Raw genomic sequence first — 24,148 nt, forward strand, 5'->3', positions numbered from 1 at the left:
CCTGCCTTTCTATTCGTCTACGATTTCTATTCCATCGAAATGGATAATATTACCAATGTCCTCATACTGCTCCTGCACCTTCTCAGAGACAACGCGGGTCTGGATCTCGACTTCCTTGCCGAGGATTTCCTGAACGATCACGTTCAGTTCCTCCAGACGCTTGCCATCATCCTGCTGGAAAATTCCGCCATCCGTCGCATCGGCAAACTGCAGCACAAGTGCTCCGTTCTCTCCAACGGTTCTCTTGGCATTCTCAAGAGCGATCCGCTCTACGGGACCACACTGTGCGATCACCTGCGGCCATTGCTTTAACAGCTCTTTGATATCCTCCGGCACTGCCTTCGGGTAAATCTTAGGAACATCCTCCTTCGGCTCTGCCTTCACCGGAGCTGCTGCCTGCTGTACCGGTGTATGAACGACGCCGTTTTCCAGCTGCTTTTCCATGGCATCCAGCCGCTGCAGTATTGTTGTCATATCCTGCTTTTCATCCATCTGCGGCTTACAGAGCTTGATCAGTGCGACCTCGATCAAAATACGCTTCTGCACGGCATACCGGATCTGATTGGATAATTCCGATAAGATCCGGATATAACGGATCAGCGTCTCCTGCGGAAGCATCCGGCTCTCCTCCTTCAGACTTACAAGCTGCTCGCTTGATACATCCACAAGCTCACTGCCCTGCTCGGAGCTTGCGATCAACAGCAGATTACGCAGATACCAGATAAATTCATTGATAAACTGCGTCAGATCACGTCCGCTGACCATCATCTCCTCGACAAGCTCCAGACAACCGACAGCATTGTACTGTGCCACATACCGGAACATTCTGCTGTACACGGCGGTATCAACCGCACCAAGCACCTCAAGTGCTTTATCATAGGTCAGTGCCTGCCCCAGATAAAAGGCAATACACTGATCCAGCAGACTGAGTGCATCACGCAGCGAACCGTCCGCTGTCTTCGCAATGTAGCGCAGTGCTTTGTCCTCAACCTCAAGCTGCTCCTTGTCGACCAGCTCCCGCAGACGTGCCTGGATCGTATCGATCGTGATCCTCTTAAAATTGTACCGCTGGCACCTGGAAAGGATCGTGATCGGAATCTTATGTGCCTCTGTCGTCGCCAGAATAAAGATCACATACTCCGGCGGCTCCTCCAGCGTCTTTAAGAGTGCATTAAATGCTCCTGTAGAAAGCATATGCACCTCGTCAATGACATAAACCTTATAACGCCCTTCTGTCGGCGAATACTGTACCTCATCAATGATATCCCTGATATTGCCGACACCATTGTTGGATGCCGCATCAATCTCGATCACATTCATCGAGGTCTGGCTGTTGATCTTCTGACACATTGCACACTGGTTGCATGGACTTCCATCTACCGGCGACTCACAGTTGACTGCCTTTGCCATGATCTTTGCAACCGAGGTCTTACCGGTACCTCTTGTACCGCAAAACAGATAGGCATGACCAATCCGGTCTGTCTTGATCTGGTTGCGGAGTGTTGTCACGATCTGATCCTGTCCTTTAACCTCATCAAAGCCGGATGGTCGAAATTTGCGATATAATGCCGTGTATGACATATTCGCCTCCTGTTTCATTAAATCTTGTAATTCTCTTCAGATATGGTATAAAATCCCCCTGCTGTTAATCGCCGAAGCAGATGCCCATATCCTTGATCTCCTGAATAATGGATGACTTCGGATCAACCATTTTCAGTTTACCTGCCACTTCAGAAAGTGGAACCGGCACAGTCTCTCCGTTGACAATACCAACCATATAACCATACTGCTTCTTGATGATAAGCTGTGCTGCCGCCGCGCCCAGTCTTGTGGAAAGCACGCGGTCATACGGACAAGGCTCGCCGCCTCGCTGCATATGTCCCGGAACGGTAATACGCACCTCCTGACCGGTCTTCTCCTGAATCTTGGCACCGATCTCATAGGAGATCGACGGATATGCCATCTTCTTCCGTTTTGCCTTTAATTCCTTCTTGCTTAAGGCTGCATCCTCCTTGGAGATCGCACCCTCAGCTACCGCAAGTATCGAGAACCGTTTGCCCTGCGCACTTCTCTTCTCCAGAGCCCTGACCACAGAATCAATGTCATATGGGATCTCCGGCAGAAGAATGATGTCTGCTCCACCGGCAATACCGGCATGGAGTGTCAGCCAGCCAACCTTGTGACCCATAACCTCAACGATAAATACACGTCCGTGGGAAGCTGCTGTCGTATGGATGCAGTCGATCGCATTGGTGGCGATATTCACAGCGCTCTGGAAGCCGAAGGTGATATCGGTTCCCCAGATATCGTTGTCGATGGTCTTTGGAAGCGTTACCACGTTACAGCCTTTCTCACTGAGGAGGTTCGCTGTCTTATGGGTACCGTTACCACCGAGGATAACCAGACAATCCAGTTTCCATTTCTTGTAATTGTCTAACATAGCTTTTACTTTATCAAGCCCGTTCTCATCCGGCTCGCCCATCTTCTTGAACGGCTGGCGGGAGGTTCCGATGATCGTGCCACCCTCTGTCAGAATGCCGGAGAAATCCTTTGGCTCCAGCTTACGGCGATTGCCGTAGATCAGTCCCTTGTATCCCTCCAGGATACCATAGATCTCCACCTCCGGATCCGCCTGATATAATGTCTTTGCCACGCCACGCATGGTTGCATTTAAACTCTGGCAGTCGCCACCACTTGTCAAAAAACCGATTCTTTTCACGTTGCCCTCCAATTCTGCGCCCCCAAAGCGCCCCAAATACTCTTATCTCAGTAACGTTTCTTCTCACACGAATGGTGTGATGTATCTTCCGAGGCTTTTCCTTCCTGCACCTCGTCCAACTCCTTCTGTCTCTCCGGCGTATATCCGTACTTCTTCCGGACAATGTGATACATCAGCGAACCGCCAGCCAGAACAACGACCAGCACTACGCCTGCCACCGCCGGGGATACGATTACCGTAAGCATCGTATTCATAATTCACCTCTACAGATGCCAGATATCCTCATTGTACTGTGCGATCGTACGATCGGATGAGAAAAATCCTGCCTTTGCAATATTAACAAGCATTTTCTTCTCCCACGCATTCTTATCTGCATAGTCCTGAAGCATCTTCTCCTTCACCTGAATATATTCCTTTACGTCAAGCAGTGTCATGAACCAGTCCTTTGTCAGAAGCTCCATGTACAGACGGATCAGGCTCTTCTTATTGCCTACTGCGAACATCTCCTTGCTGATAATAAAATCAACAAGCTTTGCGATCTCCGGATCTGTATCATAGATGGACTCTGCACTATAATCTGCCTTTGCATAATGCTCGATAACCTCTTCACTTGACTGACCGAAAATATAAATATTGTCATCACCGACAAACTGATGGATCTCAACATTGGCTCCATCCTCTGTACCAAGAGTGATCGCCCCGTTGAGCATGAACTTCATATTACCGGTTCCGCTCGCCTCCTTGGAAGCTAAAGAGATCTGCTCTGAAATATCTGCTGCCGGAATCACCTTCTCGGCATAAGATACATTGTAGTTTTCTAACATAACAACCTTAAGATACGGGCTTACCTCCGGATCATTGTTGATCAGCTCGGACAGGCACAGGATCAGATGGATAATATCCTTTGCGATCGTGTATGCTGGTGCTGCCTTGGCTCCAAAGATCACGGTAACCGGTGTCTTTGGCTTATTGCCTGCCTTGATATCCATATACTTGTGGATCACGTATAATGCGTTCATCTGCTGGCGCTTGTATTCATGAAGACGCTTTACCTGTACATCGAATACAGAGTTTACATCAATCTCAACGTTCTCCTTCTCCTTCAGGTATGCAGCAAGCTCCTTCTTCTTCTCTGTCTTGATCTCATAAATATCATCCAATACCTTCTGATCGTCCTTATACTTTAACAGATCCTCCAGCTTGGATGCGTCCTTCTTGAAGTCCGGACCGATCTTGCCGCTAATGTAATCCGTCAGCTGGTGGTTGCAGTGAAGCAGCCAGCGGCGGAATGTGATACCGTTCGTCTTGTTGTTGAACTTCTCCGGATACAGATCATAGAACGGCTTTAACTCGGAGTTCTTCAAGATCTCTGTATGCAGATATGCCACACCGTTGACACTGCTGCTGTAATGAATGTCGATATGCGCCATATGCACAGTATTATTCTCGTCGATGATCGCAACTCCCGGATCAGAATACTTCTCCTTTACCTTTACATCAAGCATCTTAATGATCGGTACAAGCTGAGGAACAACCTTCTCAAGATACCACATCGGCCACTTCTCGAGTGCCTCTGCAAGAATCGTGTGATTGGTATATGCGCACATTCTGGTTACAATACCGATTGCATCGTTCATCTCGATACCACGGTTGACCAGAAGACGGATCAGCTCAGGGATCACCATTGTCGGATGGGTATCATTGATCTGAACAACCGCATAATCCGGCAGATCATACAGGTTGCTTCCCTTTGCCACTGCCTCATCCAGAATCAGCTGTGCCGCATTGCTGACCATGAAATACTGCTGATAAATACGAAGCATCTGTCCCTGCACATCGCTGTCATCCGGATACAAAAACAGCGTCAGATTCTTTGCAATCTCCTCTTTGTTGAACCAGATGCTGTCATCCTGCACAATGGAATCATCCACGCTGTCCAGATCAAACAGCTTCAGAGTATTGACCTTATTATCATAGCCGGTTACGTCAATTTCATACATCACAGACTGTACCGTCTTGTTATTAAAAATAACCGGATAACCGACATTCGTTCTGCGAAGCCAGCTCTGATCCTGAATCCATGGATTCGCTGTCTCCTTCTGCATGTTCTTCTCAAACACCTGCTTAAATAAGCCAAGGTGGTAATTGAGACCAACACCGTCTCCCGGCAGTCCCAGTGTTGCAATGGAATCCAGGAAGCACGCTGCCAGACGTCCCAAACCTCCGTTACCAAGGGATGGCTCCGGCTCGATCTCCTCAATGTCTGCCATTGTCTTTCCATGCTTTTTCAGTGCTTCATTGACTGTGTCATACAGTCCCAGATTGATCAGATTGTTGGACAAAAGCTTTCCGATCAGAAACTCTGCAGATATGTAATATACCTTTTTCTTTCCTTCAATCCGTCCCTTCCGGTCAATCGCCTTCTTGGTCAGATTCAGCAGATTGTAATAAATCTCTTCATTACTTCCGCCTGCTGCAATACTCTCAATCTCCTGTTCAAACATAATGAACCTCCTCACAAGTTTCCTATTAACTAAAAACAATATGGTATACTCACCTGTACCTCTCATATTGTCCCACATACAGATAAGTATACCATACTTTCATGTCACGGTCAAAAAGAAACAACCGCATTCTATGTCGGCTGCGCCCCTGTAAACACAATGATTTCGGAGGCTTCACAGCTTCTTTTCATTCTTTACGCAAAGTTTTTACATAATGCACTGCTTTCGGCGAATACATTCCAATGTATTCCTTCCGGCACCGCACATGTATTATTTGTAGAGAGGGCCATATGCTGCGCAGGCACGATAGTCCTGACCCTCTTTGTCCATGCCAAATGCGTTCCATGCAGACGGACGGAAGATATCCTCCTCCGGTACATTGTGCATGCATACCGGGATTCTCAAGATAGATGCCAGTGTGATCAGATCAGCACCGATGTGACCATAGCTGATCGCACCATGGTTAGCACCCCAGTTATTCATAACATCGTAAGCCGTCTTAAATGCACCCTCTCCGGTAACGCGTGGAGCGAACCAGGTACATGGCCATGTGTAGTCGGTACGCTTCCAGATCTTGTCGGAAATCTCATCCGGCAGATTGATCGTATAACCCTCACAGATCTGCAGAACCGGTCCGAGTCCTTTCACCAGATTCAGACGGATCATGGTTGCAGGCATCTCTGCTCTTGTCAGATATCTGGAAGAGAAGCCGCCTCCACGGAAATATCCGTTATCGGCTGCACACCACTCGGTTGCCTCCAGACATGCCTTCTGATCTGCCTCGGTCATCTCCCAGAACGGCTTGATCACACCGTTGCCGTTCTCGTCCTTAACCTCTCCGCAGGCATCCAGACAAGCTGCTCCGGAGTTGATCAGATGAAGGAAGCCGCCTGCCTCCTTGGCAATACCCTCTAATTCATACCCGGTTGCTTTCTTAACGGCATCCGGGCTCCAATATGTACGAACATCCGCAAAGATCTGTGCACGTCCGGTCAACAGCTTCATAAACAGCATTCCAAGTCCGTTCAGGGTATCGTTCTCTGTTGCCAGAATGTATGGCTCTCTTGCTCCGTTCCAATCGAAGGAGGAGTTACAGAGTGCCTCTGCGAAATCTCCGTTCGGGTAGAAGTCTGTCCACTGTCTCTGACCCTGGAAGCCTGCTGCGATGGCATTATGTCCGACAGCCTCTTCCTCTCTGCCCTCCGGAAGATTCTTGTTACCATTCATCAGATCCTTGATGATACACATCATCTTTACAACGAACTCCCAGTCACGCTGCTTCTGCTCATCGTTTCTCTTTACAAAATCAGGATTCTTATCCCAACCCTCCTTGCAGTGGGACTCAGTCCACGACAAGGCTCTCTCAAACTCTTCATGATCGTAAATGCCCTCTGACATACGGCGGATGATCTCTACCTCATCGACAGACTCAACACGCATGCCAAGATATTCCTCGATAAACTCGCAGTTAACGATAGATCCTGCAATACCCATTGTCACCGCACCGATCTGCAGATAAGACTTTCCTCTCATGGTTGCTGCGGCGATCGCTGCACGTCCAAAACGAAGCAGCTTCTCCTTTACATCTTCAGGAATCTCCTCAGCGTCTGCCTCCTGAACGTCTCTTCCATAAATGCCGAATGCAGGAAGTCCCTTCTGTGCATGTGCCGCAAGAACTGCTGCAAGGTAAACCGCACCGGGTCTCTCTGTACCATTAAAGCCCCATACTGCTTTGATGGTGTTCTTATCCATATCCATGGTTTCTGATCCGTAGCACCAGCAAGGAGTTACGGTAAGTGTAATATCAACACCCTCCCTGCGGAATTTATCTGCACAGGCTGCTGCCTCTGCAACACGTCCGATCGTTGTATCCGCGATGACAACCTTTACCGGCTCACCGTTGGAATAACGCAGATTCTCCTCAAAAAGCTTTGCCGCGTTCTTTGCCATTCCCATTGTCTGAGCCTCCAGTGACTCACGAACCTTGAGCGGTCCTCTTCGTCCATCAATCGTCGGACGAATACCAATTACCGGATAATCCCCAATCAATCTGTTTTCTGCCATTCCATCTCCATCCTTTCCAAACATTATATTTTGCCTTAAATTCATTGCCGGCTCATAAAACCTGCTAGATTTATTGTACCGCAAATCGCAAAAAAATGCACAAACTTTTTAAGTTTGCGCATTTTTTTACTATTTATGACTGCTTCGTTATCAGTCTCTGTTAGAACGGTTTCCGAAAAGGAGCACCAGACGCAGTAACTGGAGAAGCGTAGAGATAGTTGCCGTGACATATGTCATGGCTGCCGCACCAAGCACTTTCCTTGCACCACGCATCTCCTCATGTCCGAGGATCCCTCTCTGATCGAGGATCTTGAGTGCACGGCCGGAGGCGTTAAACTCCACCGGAAGTGTGACTACCTGGAACAGAAGAGTAAGTCCAAATAATAAGATACCGATCTGAAGCAGTCCGGCTCTTCCGAGGATCAATCCGAGGATGATCACCGGCCAGGAAAGCTTTGAGCCCAGATTGACGACCGGAACGATCGCATTACGAAGCCGGATCGGCACATAGTTGACCTTGTCCTGGATCGCATGACCGCACTCATGCGCCGCCACACCAGCTGCTGCGATCGAGGTCGAACCATAGACGCTGTCCGACAGACGAAGTACCTTTGCGGACGGATCATAGTGATCGGTCAGATCTCCGCTGATATGCTCGATCCGGATATGACTCAGTCCCGCCTCCTGCAGGATCTGCGCAGCCACCTGCGCACCTGTCATATTTCTGCTGTTTCGTACCCGGTTATATTTCTTGTATGTGCCACTGACATTTGCCGATGCGATCATACAGATCACCGCTCCGATGATCACGAGAACATATGTCGGATCCCAATAATATCCATAACCCATTCCCATTGGCATATGTGACTCCTCCTTTACTTTTGCTTGTGCCCTGCCTGATCAGGTTAGCAAACAGACTATCATATTTTCCCCTTAAAAACAAGAAACTATTTATGATTCTTTCTTAAAAATATATAAACCACGGATTACTTGCGAACCCATGCGTACAGCCAGGTCTTTGGTTTGTCCGCTTCTCCGTAAGAATACGGCATTGTAAGGTCTGTTGCCTGCTTTAGCGTCTGCATGCCGAACCGGGCAATTCCCACTTCCCATGGTTCAGAGAATATCTGCTCCCTTGTGAGACCATATCCCTTCAGAACACAGAAATCAGAATTATAATACAAATCGATCTTTGCTTTCCATTCTGCTTCCGGCATAGACGCTTTCCACACCTGCACCTTGTTCCAAAGCTCATTGGAATAGCCGTCCCTTACTCTGATCGTCGGTCCATGAAGACCACCATACTTTACATTTTTGCTTAATGATACTCTCTCGCTCATCGCCGTGTCATTGTTCAGAAAATCGACGAGACCTGCCATCAGTTCATAATAATTCTGCACCACTGCCACAGAAAGGGATACATCAATATAATACCGCGTCCCGTCAATCTTAACGACGTTCCAGGTATGACCGCTGTTGGAAACACGTCCAAAATGCTCCACTCCGGCATAGCAGGCTGCCAGCTCATAAAAATAAGCAAGATCATAACATACGCCATGTGCTTTTCTGTTCTTTAACGCAGCCCAGCCCGGTGTATAGCCATCCTCGAAATGGGAATGCGCCTGCACCCACTCATTGACATACCATGCCCTGTTATACTGATCCATATCCTTCGTCGCATTCTGAATCTGAGCCGCACAATATTTGTTGGCTTCGATATCCCGGTACATCTCCTTCGTGTCTTTGTTCCTGCCGTTGATCACAAATCGGTATGTCAGTTTCCCGCTGCTGTGCTTCATACGGACCTTTACACCTGTCACCTCATCCGTATAGCCCTTCGTGCCTTTCTTTATTTTGCGCACACGCAGGTTCATCCATTCAGTCGCCATACTGTCCCATTCTTCGGACAGATACGCATTGTCGTATATTGCAGCGTTCATTGCCGTTGTAAATGCTGATGATGTTTTCCAGAGATTTTGCTTCGAAGATGCCAGCGTTACCTGAACCGTCTTCGTCTTCTTCTGACTGCCGGCAGTCTGCCATGCCTGTGTAACTTTCTCCGCCGCCTCCTGTGGTGTCTGCGTTTTAGCAAACGCTTTGTCTGCCCCCGGCATTCCAAACGCCAGCGCTGCCAAAAGCACTCCCAGCAGCACACCGGCTGCTTTTCCGGTCCATTGATTCTTTTTCATTGAAAGCCCCCTTCACATTGTGCCTTTAACAGATCGTAGCGCCGCCCAGCACAACACCGTCTTCATAAAAGACAACCGCCTGTCCCGGTGTCACCGCGCGAACCGGTTCTGGAAAATGAACCGTAATACGATCCCCTGTACACTCCTCGATCTCACACCTTGCCCCTGCATGGGAATATCGGATCTTGGCTGTAACGATCTGTCCCTTTTCAAAATGATCCGCCGCCATATAATTGATCCTGTCTGCCGTCAGCCGGTCCGTAAAAACATCCTGCGCCTCCCCGATCACGACCTCTCTGGTGTCCGGACGGATCTGTGTCACAAAGACCGGATGCCCCATTGCAAGATTTAAGCCCTTGCGCTGTCCCACGGTATAATGCGAGATTCCCTTATGCTGTCCCAAAATCCTGCCATCCTCTGTCACAAAGTTACCCGGGAGCTCCTTCTGCCCGGTCTCACGCTCGATAAAACCTGCATAGTCCTGATCCGGCACAAAACAGATTTCCTGGCTGTCCGGTTTATTGGCCACCTCCAGCCCAATCTTCGCGGCAATCTCCCGCACCTGCGGCTTCGTGTAATCTCCGACCGGCATCAGCGTATGTGCAAGCTGCTCCTGCGTCAGATTGTAAAGTGCATAACTCTGATCCTTTCTGGCGGTCACGGACGGTGCGATGGCATACCGTCCATTCGCACACTGCACAATCCTTGCATAATGACCGGTCGCAATATAATCCGCTCCGATTTCCATGCTGCGGTGAAGCAGGGATTCCCACTTCACATAGCGGTTACAAGCAATACACGGATTCGGCGTTCTGCCCCTGCGGTACTCCTTCACAAAATAATCAATCACCTTCTCCTGAAACTCGTCCCGAAAGTTCATGACATAATACGGAATATCCAGCATATGCGCCACACGCCTTGCATCCTCCACGGCACTCCAGCCGCAGCAGCCGCCTTCCTTCTCAATACTGCAGCGATCCTCCTGCTGCCAGATCTGCATGGTCGCACCGATCACATGATATCCCTGTTCCTTTAATAAATAAGCTGCCACAGAGGAATCAACACCTCCGGACATTCCCACTACCACTGTCTTTTTGTTATTCTCTGCCACTTTATTCCTCATTTCATCTGCAAAATCATCTCTGTCAGGATCAGCCGCCGCACGCACCTCGGTGACCGGTCTGTTAGCTATAGTATAATGCCTATCGAGGGGTCAGGCAAGCAGTAATTTGTGCCTGTATATCCAGTTCCAAATAGCGTTTATGTGATTGAAAATGACGTATACAAAACCGGACGTCTGCTCACACAGCCGTCCGGTCTGTCATTCTACAATATGATCACATTCACGCATGAAGTCTCAGTCTCCCGTGCCGCTATTGCCGCAGCCCCGGAACCACCTCGTCGATTACTCCTCGTCAGAGATATCTGTCTTTGGCTTCTTCAGTCCCTCGATCGTAATATGATTCTTCTCTGCATAATCCCAGAGAGCGGCATGAATTGCCTCCTCTGCGAGTAGGGAACAATGTACCTTTACAGGAGGAAGTCCGTCAAGAGCCTCCATAACCGCCTTATTAGTCACCTCGAGTGCCTCATAGATCGTCTTGCCCTTGACAAGCTCCGTTGCCATACTGCTGGTTGCCACTGCAGCACCACAGCCGAAAGTCTTAAACTTGCAGTCCTTTACGATCTTTGTATCTTCATCAATATCCAGATAAATACGCATGATGTCACCGCACTTTGCGTTACCGACCGTGCCGACACCGCTGGCGTTCTCAATCTCGCCTACGTTTCTCGGATTATTAAAGTGATCCATTACTTTTTCGCTATAATTCATTGATAATCTCCCTTTCTTTTGTCTGATCTACAGGGTTGTAAAACAATTACTGATTCTGCTTCTTTACGAAATCATCGTACAGCGGAGACATGCTGCGCAGTCTCTCTACGATCTTCTTCGCCTGATCTGCCACAAAATCCATCTCTTCCATCGTGTTATCCTCAGAAAGAGTCAGGCGCAACGAACCATGTGCGATCTCATGAGGCAGTCCGATTGCCAGAAGCACATGAGACGGATCCAGAGAGCCTGATGTACAAGCGGATCCACTGGATGCACAGATGCCGTTCTGATCCAGAAGGATCAGCAGGGACTCGCCCTCAATAAAACGGAAACAGAAGTTTACGTTATTTGGCAGACGCTTTACACGGTCACCGTTCAGACGGGAATAAGGAATCTCCTTCTCCAGTCTCTCGATCAGATGATCTCTGAGTGCCTTCTCCTTTGCCATAGTCTCATCCATGGAAGCAAATGCAAGCTCTGCTGCCTTTGCCATTCCTACGATGCCCGGCACGTTGTGGGTACCTGCACGGCGGGATCTCTCCTGAGAACCACCATGGATCAGCGGTCCGATCTTGACCTTATTACTCATATAAAGGAAGCCGATTCCCTTTGGCCCGTGAAACTTATGACCACTGGCACTTAACATGTCAATGTTCATCTCCTGCACGTTGATCGGTACATGTGCATATGCCTGTACCGCATCTGTATGGAACAGAATATCATGCTTATGTGCAATCTCTCCGATCTCCTTGATCGGCTCGATCGTTCCGATCTCATTATTGGCAAACATAATACTGATCAGGATCGTATCCGGACGGATCGCCTTCTCAACCTCCTCCGGTGACACAAGACCATTCTCATCCACATCAAGATAAGTAACCTCATAACCATGTTTCTCAAGATACTCGCAGGTATGCAGAATTGCATGATGCTCGATCTTGGATGTGATAATATGCTTTCCTTTGGACCGGTATGCCTCTGCAACTCCCTTAAGCACCCAGTTATCAGACTCACTGCCACCACCGGTGAAATAAATCTCTGTTGCTGCTGCACCAAGAGAATCCGCAATCACCTTTCTGGCGTCCTCCATTGCCTTTTTGGCTTCGCCTGCAAAGCTGTATACACTGGATGGATTGCTGTAATTCTCCAGATAATATGGTTTCATCGTCTCAAACACTTCCGGTCTGACCGATGTTGTCGCTGCATTATCCAAATAAATAAGTTTACTCATAATAACACACTCCATTCTCTATCGTCATATATTTAAAGTATCTGCAGGAAGACATTTCCTACTAACTCTATGGGCTGTCTGTAATTATACTCATTTCGCTACTATTGTCAACTGCTAACTTCCCGTGCGTTCCGCTGATCCGCCCGTCTGGCAGATCCTTTTGCATCAATCTTTGCATTTACAAAAAAGCCGGATGCCGCTTTTGACAAATTTTCTCATTTATATCAATTTCTGCAATGTAAGAAGCCTTATTCACCGGTGCAGTTCCCACTGCTATTCTCCCCATTGCCGGTATGTTTTATTCCATAATCTTCCAGCCTGTCCGCCGCTCTACTCAGTGCGGCAAGCCTCACTGCCTGCTCCGACATCCTCCTCTGTGGTCGTCATCCCGGAATCCTTCGTATCCTCCCGGGTCGTCTCGGTATCCGAAGAGTCCTGATCCTGCGTGTTTCTTCCGACATCCTCCTCGCTCTCCGTCTGTCCATCCTGCTGATCCGGGGTGCTGTCTGCATCGTCCGGTTTCGCAGTGGAATCGGTATCCTCCCGTATATCCGCATCCTGTGTATCCTCCGAGGAAGCATCCTTCACCGGTGCCATCTGCTGTACCGGTTTGTCCGACTGTTCCGGCTGCTCGTGGTTTGTCCGGTAAAAGTCCACAATGATCCACAATGCCAGCAGGATCATGACCACAATGACAATACCTCTGCCCTTGCCATGCATCCAATTGCGTATTCTGCCCATCTTTCGTCCTTCCATTCTATATCAATACTGTATCCGAAACCGTCTGTTCCGGGTCTACACTAAGTTCTTAATGACAACACCGTATTTCGGCGGACAATTTAAATGAAGAATGCCGTTTTCAATATTGTACATTGCAGTCTCCAATGAAAATCCATCCTGGCTTGTATTGATCAGGCGCGCCATGCGGTTTCCTTCGGTCATGCCAAGACGCCATACCGGCAGATCGATCGATACCGGCTGCTCTCCACTGTTGATCGCAATCACAAACTTATCCTGCTCATCGAAACGTCCGTAGCTGATAAAGCTGTACTGACCATGCAGAAACAGGATCGATCCGGTCTTCAGTGCCTGATAATCCTTATGGATCCGGATAATCTCCTTATGGAAATCGATCAGCTCCTGATCCTCGCTGCCCCATGGATATGCACGGCGGTTATCCGGATCTGTCCATCCGCAAAGTCCCGCTTCATCTCCGTAATAGATCGTCGGTGCTCCCGGCCATGTCATCTGAATCATAACCGCCAGACGCATGATCGACTTATCGATCCCCTCCCCGGCAGCCTCCGGTCCGAGATACGCGGTTCGTCCAACCTTCCTGTTCGTTCTCGTCAGGAAACGGGAATGATCGTGGTTAGAAAGCTCATTCATCGCTACCAGAAGCGACTGCGTATGGAATCTTGTCATAAAATGACGCATGGAGCCAAAGAAAGAATCCGGATTGCCAAGCTGATCCTGACGATACTCATCACTGTGCTTCTCCACACCGGTAAGAAACCAAGTGAGTGGCTCCATAAATGCATCGTAGTTCATCACGGTATCCCACTCGTCTCCCTTGAGCCACTCGGTCGGATCTCCGTAATGCTCTGCAAGGACCAGCGCATCCGGGTTCGCCTCCTTGACGTTGCGGCGAAACTCCTTCCAGAAGTAATGATTGTACTCGCCGGACTGTCCGAGATCGGCTGCCACGTCAAGCCTCCAGCCGTCTACATTATACGGCGGCGACACCCATTTGCGTCCTACATGCATAATATAGTCAAACAGTGACGGTGACTCCTCGTAATTGAGCTTTGGCAGGGTATCATGCCCCCACCAGCCGTCATAATGCGGATTGTACGGCCACTGCCTCTCCCGGAACTTAAAGAAAGTGTTGTACGGACTATCCTCCGCCACATAAGCACCCTTCTCATAGCCCGGCGCATTCTCGTAAATACATTCGCGGTCCAGCCACTTATTGAAGGAACCGCAGTGGTTAAATACACCATCCAGAATGACCTTCATGCCTCTGCGGTGTACTTCCTCCACAAACTCAGCGAAAAGCTGATTACTCGCCTCCAGATTTTCCTTATCTGTCACACGGCAGATATAACGGGAGGCTGATTTATTCGGGTAGGTCGGGTCCGCCTTGAGATTGCCATTCTCATCTCTCTGCAGCACCTCTCCCTCATCCTTCACGATCCTTCCAAAATGAGGATCTACATAATCATAATCCTGAATATCATACTTGTGGTTGGACGGCGATACAAAGATCGGATTCAGGTAAAGAACCTCCACGCCAAGCTCCTGCAGATAGTCTAACTTCTGCATCACGCCGGCAATATCTCCGCCGTAAAACTCACGCACGCCCATCGCAGCCGGGTACTTATTCCAGTCTGTCACCTTGCTGGTGCCCTCTCCGATGTAGAAATACTCATCGTCCTCCACATCATTGCTGCGGTCGCCGTTGTAAAAACGATCCACATAGATCTGATAAAAAACGGCACCCTTCGCCCAGTCCGGTGTATGAAATCCCGGTGTCATCGTAAAATTGTAATACTCCTCCACCGAATTGCACAGACCAACGTTATTGTAATAGCATGTCATCTGACCGCAATGAATCTCAAAATAGTAGAACACCTGCTCCGTGCCAAGCTGCACAAATGTCTCATAATAATCAAAAAGCCGGTCATTATAGAGCTTCTCCATCTCGATCCGCTCATCATTAAATACAAGAATTACACTGTCCAGATTCTCTCTGGCACATCTCAAACGCAGTCTCACTCTGTCATAAGGATCCGGTTCAGCCGGGCAGCGATAAAACTCGGTGCCATCGGCAAACAGTGCCTGTGGATTGAAAATTGTCGTCAGATTATCCAGATAAAGCTGTGTCTTCATCTGCTTTGACATCCTGTAAAACTGCACATTTAAATCCATGACCCGCCTCCATCAACTAAAATCTATCTGTCATATTTTCTCATTTTCTCATTTTGAGCCTACAGAGCCATTCTACATCATTTTCGCACATTTCACAAGTTTTATTCAATGACCGCTGAGTTCTTGACCGCTGAGTTCTGCATATTCAGGGATCTCTTTATTCTTCCGTGTTCTCAGTCATTCGGGCTGTCTTCAAGCTCCTTTACAAGCACAAGAAGCTCCTCTTTCGTATTTCTCTCCGGTTCCTCCAGCACTGTTTCCAAAAGCCCCTGCAGGAGCTTCCCGAGCTGCGGTCCCGGTTTGATCCCCTCCTGCATCAGATCCCTGCCATTGACTGCAAGATCCTTGACACAGAGCGGCTGGTTTTTCTCTTCGATCTCCTCGTACTTTTTCATGCACGAATCGAGCTTTGCCGTCTTTGCTGAAATGGTATCCGGACTCTGCGCCAGCACATCGACATACTGAACAGCAAATTCCATCCACATAATGTCCCTGCCGATCTTTGATGCCGCCCGTCGCACCGCACGCATTGTGTTCTCCATCCGGTAATCATGGTAACGGATCAGACGAACTACGGTGTCGATGGTGTCATTGTCATAGGTCAGCCGCTTTAAGATTGAGCGCGCCATCGCCGCACTCTTCTCCGGGTGTCCGTAGAAATGCCCCTCACCGTTGTCATCAAGTGTCATCACCGCAGGCTTTGCCACATCATGCAAAAGCATAGTCAGCACAAGCATTGTGTACTGCTTCTTATCAAGACTCGCACAGAGCTTTCGGAGCTTCTCACTGGCATAGCCGGAAAGCTCATTCTGCTTCTCCCCTGCCATAAGACTCTGTATCCGCTCAATTCCATGGATCGAATGCTCGCCCACCGTATAACAGTGATGGTGGTTTTGCTGTTCGCAGGTCATCATGCGGTCAAGTTCCGGCAGAAATACCTTCGTCATACCGGCGGTGTATGCCACCCGGATCGTCCCCGGATTCGGAGAAATTAAAAGTTTCGTCATTTCAACACGGATCCTCTCCGCACTGATCTTTTCAAGGTTCTGAATACGAGCCTCCATGGCACGCAGTGTATCAGGTTCGATCACAAAACCGAGCTGTCCGGAAAAACGGACTGCCCGCAGCATCCGGAGGGCATCCTCATCAAACCTCTGTCCGGCATCGCCCACACAGCGTATGATGCCCTTCTTAAGGTCTCCGACACCGTCAAACTCATCCACCAGACCGGATTGGTCATTGTACGCCATCGCATTGATCGTAAAATCACGACGCTCCAGATCCATCTTCAGGTTCGTTGTAAATGCCACCTCCTTCGGATGCCTGCCGTCCTCGTACTCACCATCGATCCGGTAGGTCGTGACCTCATAGCCCTCACCGTTCATCATGACCGTGATCGTACCATGCTGCAGACCGGTATCAATCGTTTTGCGAAACAGCGCTTTGACCTCCAATGGCTTTGCCGAAGTGGTGATATCCCAGTCCTCCGGCGTTCTTCCAAGCATGGCGTCCCGCACGCAGCCACCGACTGCGTACGCTTCGTATCCATGCTCCTCCAGCGTATTTATGATCCTGACAACCTCCTGAGGCATTGTCATTTTATATTCTGACATCGTCTCCCCCATTTCATTCCAGTTTATTCGTCACTGTTACTCAAGGTTGCCTCATCTCCAAGATCGACTCTCTTCATTTCTTTCTTGCGGTAGAAAATATCATATAATGCCGGTACAACAAATAATGTCATCAGCGTCGCATATGCCAGACCACCAATCGTAACGATCGCCATACCACGGCTCATGTCAGAGCCGGTATCGTGACTAAATACCATTGTACTCATTGCGAGAATGGTCGTCAATGCCGTCATGAGGATCGGACGCATACGCGTGATTCCGGTCTCGATCAGTGCCTCTCTCTTATCCACACCGTCCAGACGAAGCTGATTGACATAATCAACAAACACAATACCGTTGTTTACAACGACACCGGACAGCACCAGAAATCCCATCAGCGACATCATGGACAGTTCCTGACCGGAGATCAGCAGTGCCAGAAGTCCGCCGGTAAACGCAAGCGGGATCGTAAAGATAACGATAAACGGTGACAGAAGACTCTGGAACTGCGCTACCATGATCAGATAGATAAATACGATCGCCAGTGTGATCATGAGAAGCATGTTCTTGACCATCTCTTTCGTCGTTTCCGTTTCACCACCCATATCGATGGTATAGCCTGCCGGAAGATCATATTTGTCAATCTCTTTCTGCAGCTTACGGCTCAACAATGTGACATTATATCCATCCTCCACATCCGCCGTGACGGATACATAATTGACCAGATTTCTTCTCTTAAGACTTTCAACACTCTTGCCCTTTGTAATCTTGGCAAATCTGCTCAACTTATAGGTCTTTGTAACCTCCTTGCCCTGATCGTTCATAGAGGTTGTCTCAAATTCATAGTCGGAAAGATTTGTGGTATCCAGCTCGTCACGCTCATCGACAATCTTTACATTATACTGCTGATCCTCAACGGTGATCTTCGTGGAATCCTTCTCTGTCGTCAGCGCAGAGGCAAGCTCCTGATATACCTGTGCCACGGTAAGACCGCATTTCATTGCCTTATCCTTATCGACCGTAACAACGTACTCGGTATCACCGTCCTCCTGCTCATTCGTAACATCCTTAAAGCCCTTCTGCTTCTCAACGAGTTTCATGATATCCTCGCTGATCTCAAGCAGCTTGTCGTTATCTTTTCCGGAAATCTCAATGTTTAATCCGGAGTCAAGCATGCTTGACATATCCATATTGGAAGCAGAAACGGTATAGTCCTTCAGAGAAAGCTTTTTGAGCTTCTTCTCGATCGTATCTGCGATCTCCTTGTTCTTCTTTGCATATTTCTCCTTCAAAAGAATCTCAAAGGTATAGGACTTGTCATCGGTAGACATCACGGATGCACCGGAGGTCATAACGCCGCCGACTGTATCCACACCCTCAATACCGCTGACGATCTCAAGAATCTGATCCGCTGTCTCATGATCCTCCTTTGTGGAGTTTTCCTTCGGCATTGTCGCGGAGATCGACATCTGCTGACTCGCCATATCCGGCATCATAACGATTCCCATACGGAATACCTGAAGCACACAGAATACCAGAAGTACAAGTGCTCCAACCAGTACAACTGCCTTGTGCGCCAGTGAGAAGCGCGCTGCCTTCTCGTAAGCATTGATCACTGCATCAAAGAAACGGTGCTTCTTTGTATTTTCCTTCTTAAGAACAGTTGCACTCATAGTTGGCACTACCGTCAGAGCCACGATCAGGCTGGCAGATAAGCTATATGCGATCGTCAGACACATATCCTGCATGATGGAACGGGTCAGTCCATCCGTAAAGATGATCGGAAGGAAAACACAGATTGTTGTCAGTGTAGAAGAAAAGATTGCTCCCGCTACCTGATTGGCTCCCATCACCGCCGCTCTCGCAGCCGGAACGCCCTTGTTGCGCAGACGGTAAATATTCTCTATGACAACGATCGAGTTATCCACAAGCATGCCGACACCGAGCGCAAGTCCTGACAGTGAAATAATATTCATCGTAATATTTGTAAAGTACATCAGCACGATCGCAAACAGCACACTGAGCGGAATACTGAATGCCACAACAACCGTTGGACGCACATCCTTCAGGAAAAGCATCAGTACCAACACTGCCAGAAGTGCACCAAAGATCAGATTGGATAAAACAGAATTAATGATGATCTTGATGTAATCACCCTGATCCATCAGGCTGACGATACGAAGATTTTTATCCCCCTTCGTAAGCTCCCTGATCTTCTGGTCACACCGTTTGGATACGGAGGATGTTCCTGCGGTACTTGACTTGGAAACACTCAGAATAATCGCATCATTACCGTTGACCTTTGCATAATTATCCTCTGCATTATCAATGACCGTGATATCTGCCACATCGCTCAGACGGATATTTCCAATGTCTTTGATATTGGTTAATAACGTATTTTTCAATTCCTTAATGTTATTATACTCATCGCCGACCTTGATCAGATACTGCGTTCCATCCTCACTGATGTAGCCGGCCGGCATGGAGAAGTTCTCTGCCTTAAGGATGTTGGCAAGCTGGTCCTGTGTCAGAAGCTGGTCCAGATTTGCCTTTTTAAGGGCTTCTTTTCTGGATTTCTCGTAGGACTTTCTTGCCTTGTCAAGCTCCTTGCTGCTGTTATCTAAAGTAGTTTCTGCCGATGCGATCTGCGCATTCGCCGCGCCAAAGGCTGCCGCTGCCGTGATCTTTCCGGCTTCGACCTGCTCATATTTCCCCTCTGCCTTTTTGATCGACTTCTCTACCTGTGCAAGCACAGCCTCTGCTGTTTTGATCTTGATCTTTAAATTGGCAAGTTCTGTATTGATCTGCGGGATTCTTGTATTAACAATTTCATACATGGTCTGCAGGTTCTTTTTGGTCAGATTCTTTGCTGCATCGGTCTGTCCCTGCTGCTTCATCATGTCCTGCATTGCTTTGAGCTTATCAGGATGATCCAGCGCATCTTTCACATCGGTCGGAATCGATTCAAGCTGCTTGTCAACCTGCTGCTTTGTTGTGGTCTCTGCCGTCTGGGTCGCTGCCTTTTTGATCTCATCCGCCGCGCTTCCCATCTGACTGAGCAGATGATTTACATTATCTGCCGTTACGGTTGTCTTACTGCCGCTCTGCTCCATCGCATTCTGCACGGCGGCGATCAGTACCTGCTGATAAACCTGATCGTAAATCGCCTTGTAACCGTCTCCGGATTCCAGGGATTTTCTTGCCTCCGCAAAGGAACTGTTGATCTGATTGTAGGAAGACTCCAGTTTATTTTTGCGGTAAGCGGCAAGCTCTGTATTCAATGCTGTCTGACTCGCTTTCAGGCTGGTCACCTGTGAGGTGTACGCTTCCTTATTTGCCATCGCCTGATCCATCAGCTTGCTGTATTTGGCTAACTCGTTGCTCCTATCGGTCTGCTGGATATTTAAGTTTTCCTTCTGCTCCTCCAGCTTTTTCTTGCCATCGTCTAACTTCTTCTGGGCGTCATCAATCTTTGCCTTGGCATCCTTTAATGTACTGTCTGTCTTTTCTAGGATCTTTCCGTTGACATCATCGATCTTATCCTGATTAAGCTTCACCTCCACAGACTTCTCCACAAGTCCGGATGCCTGAACGCTTGCCACGCCGTCCTGACGTTCTAACTCAGGAATGATATTATCCTGCACATACTGAGTCAGTTCATAGCCTTCCTTGCCCTTGTAATCAACGCTGACCATCTTGGTTGCCATCATGTCCATGGAAATCTCCATGACCATCGGATTGTTCACGTTCTCCGGCAGATCAAGCTGGTTGACCGCCGAGGTCACCTTGACCATTGCGCTGTCCATATTGGTATCATCCTCAAACTGCAGCATTACCATACTGTAGTTCTCGCTTGAGGTGCTCGTCACTTCCTTGACACCATTGACCGTACCAACGCCGCTTTCGATCACATCCGTCAGTTCGGATTCCACCTTCTCCGGGGATGCTCCCGGATATGTCGTGATCACTACCATATACGGCATATTCATGTTCGGCAGCAGATCGGTTGTCATCTTACTGAAACTGACACCGCCAAGTACCAGCACCATCACAACTGCCACCAGGATCACGTACGGTCTTTTTACACTAAATTTTGGCATGATTATACTCCCTTTTCTTCTCTTTGCTCGTTATCGCGTTCCACTCTTCTTCGCACCGATTCGCAAATGCGGTCTAACATCGACAAAAACAGTTCAATCTCTTCCTCGCTGAAATCTTCAAAGATCAGCTCCTGAAACTGCCGGCGCATCTCACAGCTGTCCGCAATGACCGGTTCCGCCATTTTCGTCAGCTTTAACCGCTGCACCCGCCTGTCCTTCGCATCGCATTCCCGGACAATATATCCTTTGGTGACCAGCTTATCGATCGTCATGGATGCAATGCTGTTCTTGATAAACCGAAAACTGCAAATATCCTTCGCCGTATTCCGGTCGGGATATTTTCCTAAAAAGCCGAGGATATGCAGTCCTGTAATTGTAATGTCATATTTTTTGCATACTCCCTCGCTGGCTTTTTCGAGATATCTCTGAAAATCCTCCGCTTTGCTTAGATAGTCTTTCATATCATTCCTACATTCCTTTCTCTGGCCTCCAAGAATTACTCTGCAATTCTCATCGGCATCACACTATGTTACGAACATTTTCCTATACATAAAAATATACTTCAAAATTAAATATTTCAATTTTGAAGTATATTCCTCTTTGTTCTCTGCGTCAATCTCTTTACAACTCTATTTTATAAAATTTCTATAAATATTGGATCACAAGGTCTCTTCCGATCTTTCTTTCCTCCACGGAAACCTCTGCAAGTCCTCCGCTGATGATCGGCATGGACGGTGGCAGATGACCAAGATCTGCGTCCATGATCACCGGCACTTTAAATCCCTTTAAGACATCATAGACTGCGCGATACTGGTCAAGACCCAGAAATTCCTCACCGAAGCAGAGCGGTCTGCCGATCAGAAATGCCTTTACATGCTGAAACCATCCGGCCTCCTTAAGCTGCCAGAGTGCGCGGCGGATTCCCATCGGATTTAAGTCGCATGCCTCCATAAACCAGATCATACCATCCTCTTTATAGCGTTCATTAAACTCTGCCACCTTGTCAAAACGCGTTCCGACAAGCGTGTCCAGACAGTCAAGGCAGCCACCGATCAAACGCCCCTTCACGGTAAACTCCTCCAGCTCAGCTGCACTCTTTCCTTCCTGCCACACCACAAGCGTCTTCTTCTCTGTGACGTGATACGGCTCCAGCGGATGCTCCTCGTCCTTCTTCGATTCCTTCTCCCACAAAGGATAACCCTGCACCTGCCTTTTTTCTCCGGTCAGGATCCCCCAGGCATCGTTTAATGCCGGATGCCATTCTCGCATACCGAATGCCGGTGCGCACGGTCCGTAGATCGCTGCCATATCGCACAGCGTCGGCAGCAGGAAGGTCAGGTTTGTATTATCCGAAAATCCCATAAACCACTTTGCCTTTGCTCTGGCGATCCGCTCAAAATCAATATGGGAAACAACCTCACACATCAGCTCTCCACCACCGCAGGACAGGATCACATCGCAGTCCTCTTCGGCAAAAAAGTGATTGACCTCCGCAGCGCAAAGCTCCGGCGTATTGCTGATGCCGATCCCGCTTCCCTCGTAGCAGTTTGGTCCGGTTAAAATCTTATACCCCATCTCTTTCCATGTCTTCTGCGCATTCTCAAATGCACTCCGGTATGGTTCAATATTACAGCCAAAGGACGGCGCGATGCAGCCGATCGTTCCATTCTGCGGCAGACTGTTCGGATATCTCATAAATTTTCTCCTTTTGCTTTATTCATTCTATTACACATAATGATGCTGCGGCTTGCTCCGCTGCGATCTGTTTTGTCCCTTGCATCATACCATATTCTTCTCCGTTTGGCGATCTTTACTTCCCACTGGTGTTTCCCCCGGAAATGACGTATAATAAACATATGATGCAGTGGAGCAGTTCGTGCATCTATTGGGTGCCAAAGACCTTTTGCCCCATTATTATATATGTTTATCAGATCCCACAGGTCAGGAAAGGAATGTAAATTACTATGGAATACGGATTACTCGGAGAGAAACTCGGACACAGTTATTCAAAGGAGATCCATGAGCAGCTTGCAGACTATACATATGATCTCTGCCCGGTCAGCAGAGAGGACTTTGATGCATTTATGACAAAGCACGATTTTAAGGCAATCAACGTGACGATCCCTTACAAACAGGATGTCATCCCTTATCTGGACGCGATGGACGATAACGCCGCCTCCATCGGAGCGGTCAATACGATCGTCAACAAGAGCGGTCGCCTTGAAGGACACAACACGGATTTTTCCGGCTTTCTTTACATGATCGAGAAGCACAACATCCGCATTGAGGGCTGCAAATGTCTCGTACTTGGCAACGGTGGCGCCGCCAAGGCAGTCATTGCCGTTTTGAAGCATCTGAATGCCGCCGGCATTAAGCTGGTATCCCGCCGTGACACACCGGACACGATCACCTACGAGGAATGTCTTGCACATCACACCGATGCAGAGGTAATCGTCAACACGACACCGGTCGGCATGTATCCGAACACGGACGCGTCCCCGCTGGATCTTACAACATTCACAAACTGCCATGCTGTGCTGGATGTAATCTACAATCCGCTCGAGACAAAGCTTACCGCGCAGGCAAAATCCCTTGGCATCACAGCTGTAACCGGACTGGAAATGCTTGTGGCACAGGCGCTTTACGCCGTGGAGTTTTTCCTTGATACAAAGTTAGATCCCGCCCGGATCGATGAGATCTATCAGAAAATGATCGCAGAAAAGAAGTAGTTTGCGGATATCACAGGCATTTTCCTACAAAAAAGGAGTTCCCTTGGCAATTCTTCAGGGAACTCCTTTTTATATGATGTTGCATCATTACATATTATTTCTTCGTGCATTCCACGATCAGCTCACCGGCACGAACCGTGGATCTTCCATCGAGGTCATCAAAGAATCTCTTCTTGAACTCCTGCAACTTGTCATTTTCAAAATCCTGCTGCTCGATCGCTGTCACGAGATCGCTGT

The 24,148-nt window shown here is 48.4% G+C and carries 17 protein-coding genes; 1 reads left to right on the forward strand and 16 read right to left on the reverse strand.

The window, feature by feature from the left end; translation table 11 throughout:
* Nucleotides 1-9: 9 nt before the first annotated feature.
* From dnaX to ACZLMD_RS08345, 16 genes are all read right to left on the reverse strand, one after another.
* The gene (gene dnaX, locus ACZLMD_RS08270; protein ID WP_484107170.1) at nucleotides 10-1,581 is read right to left on the reverse strand and encodes a DNA polymerase III subunit gamma/tau; all 1,572 of its coding nucleotides are present in this window, start codon (nucleotides 1,579-1,581) and stop codon (nucleotides 10-12) included.
* A gap of 64 nt (nucleotides 1,582-1,645) precedes the next feature.
* Nucleotides 1,646-2,719 (reverse strand): 6-phosphofructokinase, encoded by a 1,074-nt coding sequence (locus tag ACZLMD_RS08275; RefSeq protein WP_022305269.1) that lies wholly within the window; start codon nucleotides 2,717-2,719, stop codon nucleotides 1,646-1,648.
* Between the two features lie 47 nt (nucleotides 2,720-2,766).
* A complete protein-coding gene (locus ACZLMD_RS08280) occupies nucleotides 2,767-2,973 on the reverse strand; it encodes a hypothetical protein (RefSeq protein WP_022305268.1) in 207 nt (68 codons plus the stop codon).
* Nucleotides 2,974-2,982: 9 nt separating this feature from the next.
* Nucleotides 2,983-5,223, reverse strand: coding sequence for a glycogen/starch/alpha-glucan phosphorylase (locus tag ACZLMD_RS08285; protein WP_489495527.1), 2,241 nt, complete (start codon nucleotides 5,221-5,223; stop codon nucleotides 2,983-2,985).
* A gap of 270 nt (nucleotides 5,224-5,493) precedes the next feature.
* Entirely contained in the window at nucleotides 5,494-7,287 is a 1,794-nt protein-coding gene (locus ACZLMD_RS08290) for an L-fucose isomerase (protein ID WP_022305266.1), read from the reverse strand.
* Nucleotides 7,288-7,437: 150 nt separating this feature from the next.
* Complete coding sequence (locus ACZLMD_RS08295) at nucleotides 7,438-8,148, reverse strand: zinc metallopeptidase (RefSeq protein ID WP_022305265.1); 711 nt, start codon at nucleotides 8,146-8,148, stop codon at nucleotides 7,438-7,440.
* A 125-nt stretch (nucleotides 8,149-8,273) separates the two neighbouring features.
* Complete coding sequence (locus tag ACZLMD_RS08300; protein WP_489495528.1) at nucleotides 8,274-9,476, reverse strand: hypothetical protein; 1,203 nt, start codon at nucleotides 9,474-9,476, stop codon at nucleotides 8,274-8,276.
* 25 nt (nucleotides 9,477-9,501) lie between these two features.
* A complete protein-coding gene (mnmA, locus tag ACZLMD_RS08305) occupies nucleotides 9,502-10,587 on the reverse strand; it encodes a tRNA 2-thiouridine(34) synthase MnmA (protein WP_022305263.1) in 1,086 nt (361 codons plus the stop codon).
* A gap of 294 nt (nucleotides 10,588-10,881) precedes the next feature.
* A complete protein-coding gene (gene nifU / locus ACZLMD_RS08310) occupies nucleotides 10,882-11,310 on the reverse strand; it encodes a Fe-S cluster assembly scaffold protein NifU (protein WP_022305262.1) in 429 nt (142 codons plus the stop codon).
* Nucleotides 11,311-11,356: 46 nt separating this feature from the next.
* Complete coding sequence (gene nifS / locus ACZLMD_RS08315; RefSeq protein ID WP_022305261.1) at nucleotides 11,357-12,541, reverse strand: cysteine desulfurase NifS; 1,185 nt, start codon at nucleotides 12,539-12,541, stop codon at nucleotides 11,357-11,359.
* Nucleotides 12,542-12,871: 330 nt separating this feature from the next.
* Complete coding sequence (locus ACZLMD_RS08320) at nucleotides 12,872-13,282, reverse strand: hypothetical protein (protein WP_482522771.1); 411 nt, start codon at nucleotides 13,280-13,282, stop codon at nucleotides 12,872-12,874.
* A 54-nt stretch (nucleotides 13,283-13,336) separates the two neighbouring features.
* On the reverse strand, nucleotides 13,337-15,472 hold the full coding sequence (locus tag ACZLMD_RS08325; RefSeq protein ID WP_243100622.1) for a glycoside hydrolase family 13 protein: 2,136 nt from the start codon (nucleotides 15,470-15,472) through the stop codon (nucleotides 13,337-13,339).
* A 173-nt stretch (nucleotides 15,473-15,645) separates the two neighbouring features.
* Complete coding sequence (locus ACZLMD_RS08330) at nucleotides 15,646-17,085, reverse strand: CCA tRNA nucleotidyltransferase (protein WP_118560750.1); 1,440 nt, start codon at nucleotides 17,083-17,085, stop codon at nucleotides 15,646-15,648.
* Between the two features lie 23 nt (nucleotides 17,086-17,108).
* On the reverse strand, nucleotides 17,109-21,182 hold the full coding sequence (locus tag ACZLMD_RS08335) for an efflux RND transporter permease subunit (RefSeq protein WP_482522772.1): 4,074 nt from the start codon (nucleotides 21,180-21,182) through the stop codon (nucleotides 17,109-17,111).
* 2 nt (nucleotides 21,183-21,184) lie between these two features.
* Entirely contained in the window at nucleotides 21,185-21,643 is a 459-nt protein-coding gene (locus ACZLMD_RS08340; protein ID WP_482522605.1) for a MarR family winged helix-turn-helix transcriptional regulator, read from the reverse strand.
* Between the two features lie 184 nt (nucleotides 21,644-21,827).
* Nucleotides 21,828-22,877, reverse strand: coding sequence for a S66 family peptidase (locus ACZLMD_RS08345; RefSeq protein WP_482522773.1), 1,050 nt, complete (start codon nucleotides 22,875-22,877; stop codon nucleotides 21,828-21,830).
* Between the two features lie 269 nt (nucleotides 22,878-23,146).
* Between ACZLMD_RS08345 and ACZLMD_RS08350 the strand changes: the two genes are divergently transcribed.
* Nucleotides 23,147-23,911, forward strand: a complete 765-nt coding sequence (locus ACZLMD_RS08350; protein WP_482522774.1) for a shikimate dehydrogenase family protein — start codon at nucleotides 23,147-23,149, stop codon at nucleotides 23,909-23,911.
* Nucleotides 23,912-24,148: the final 237 nt, after the last annotated feature.

Source organism: Jutongia sp., from assembly GCF_057878315.1.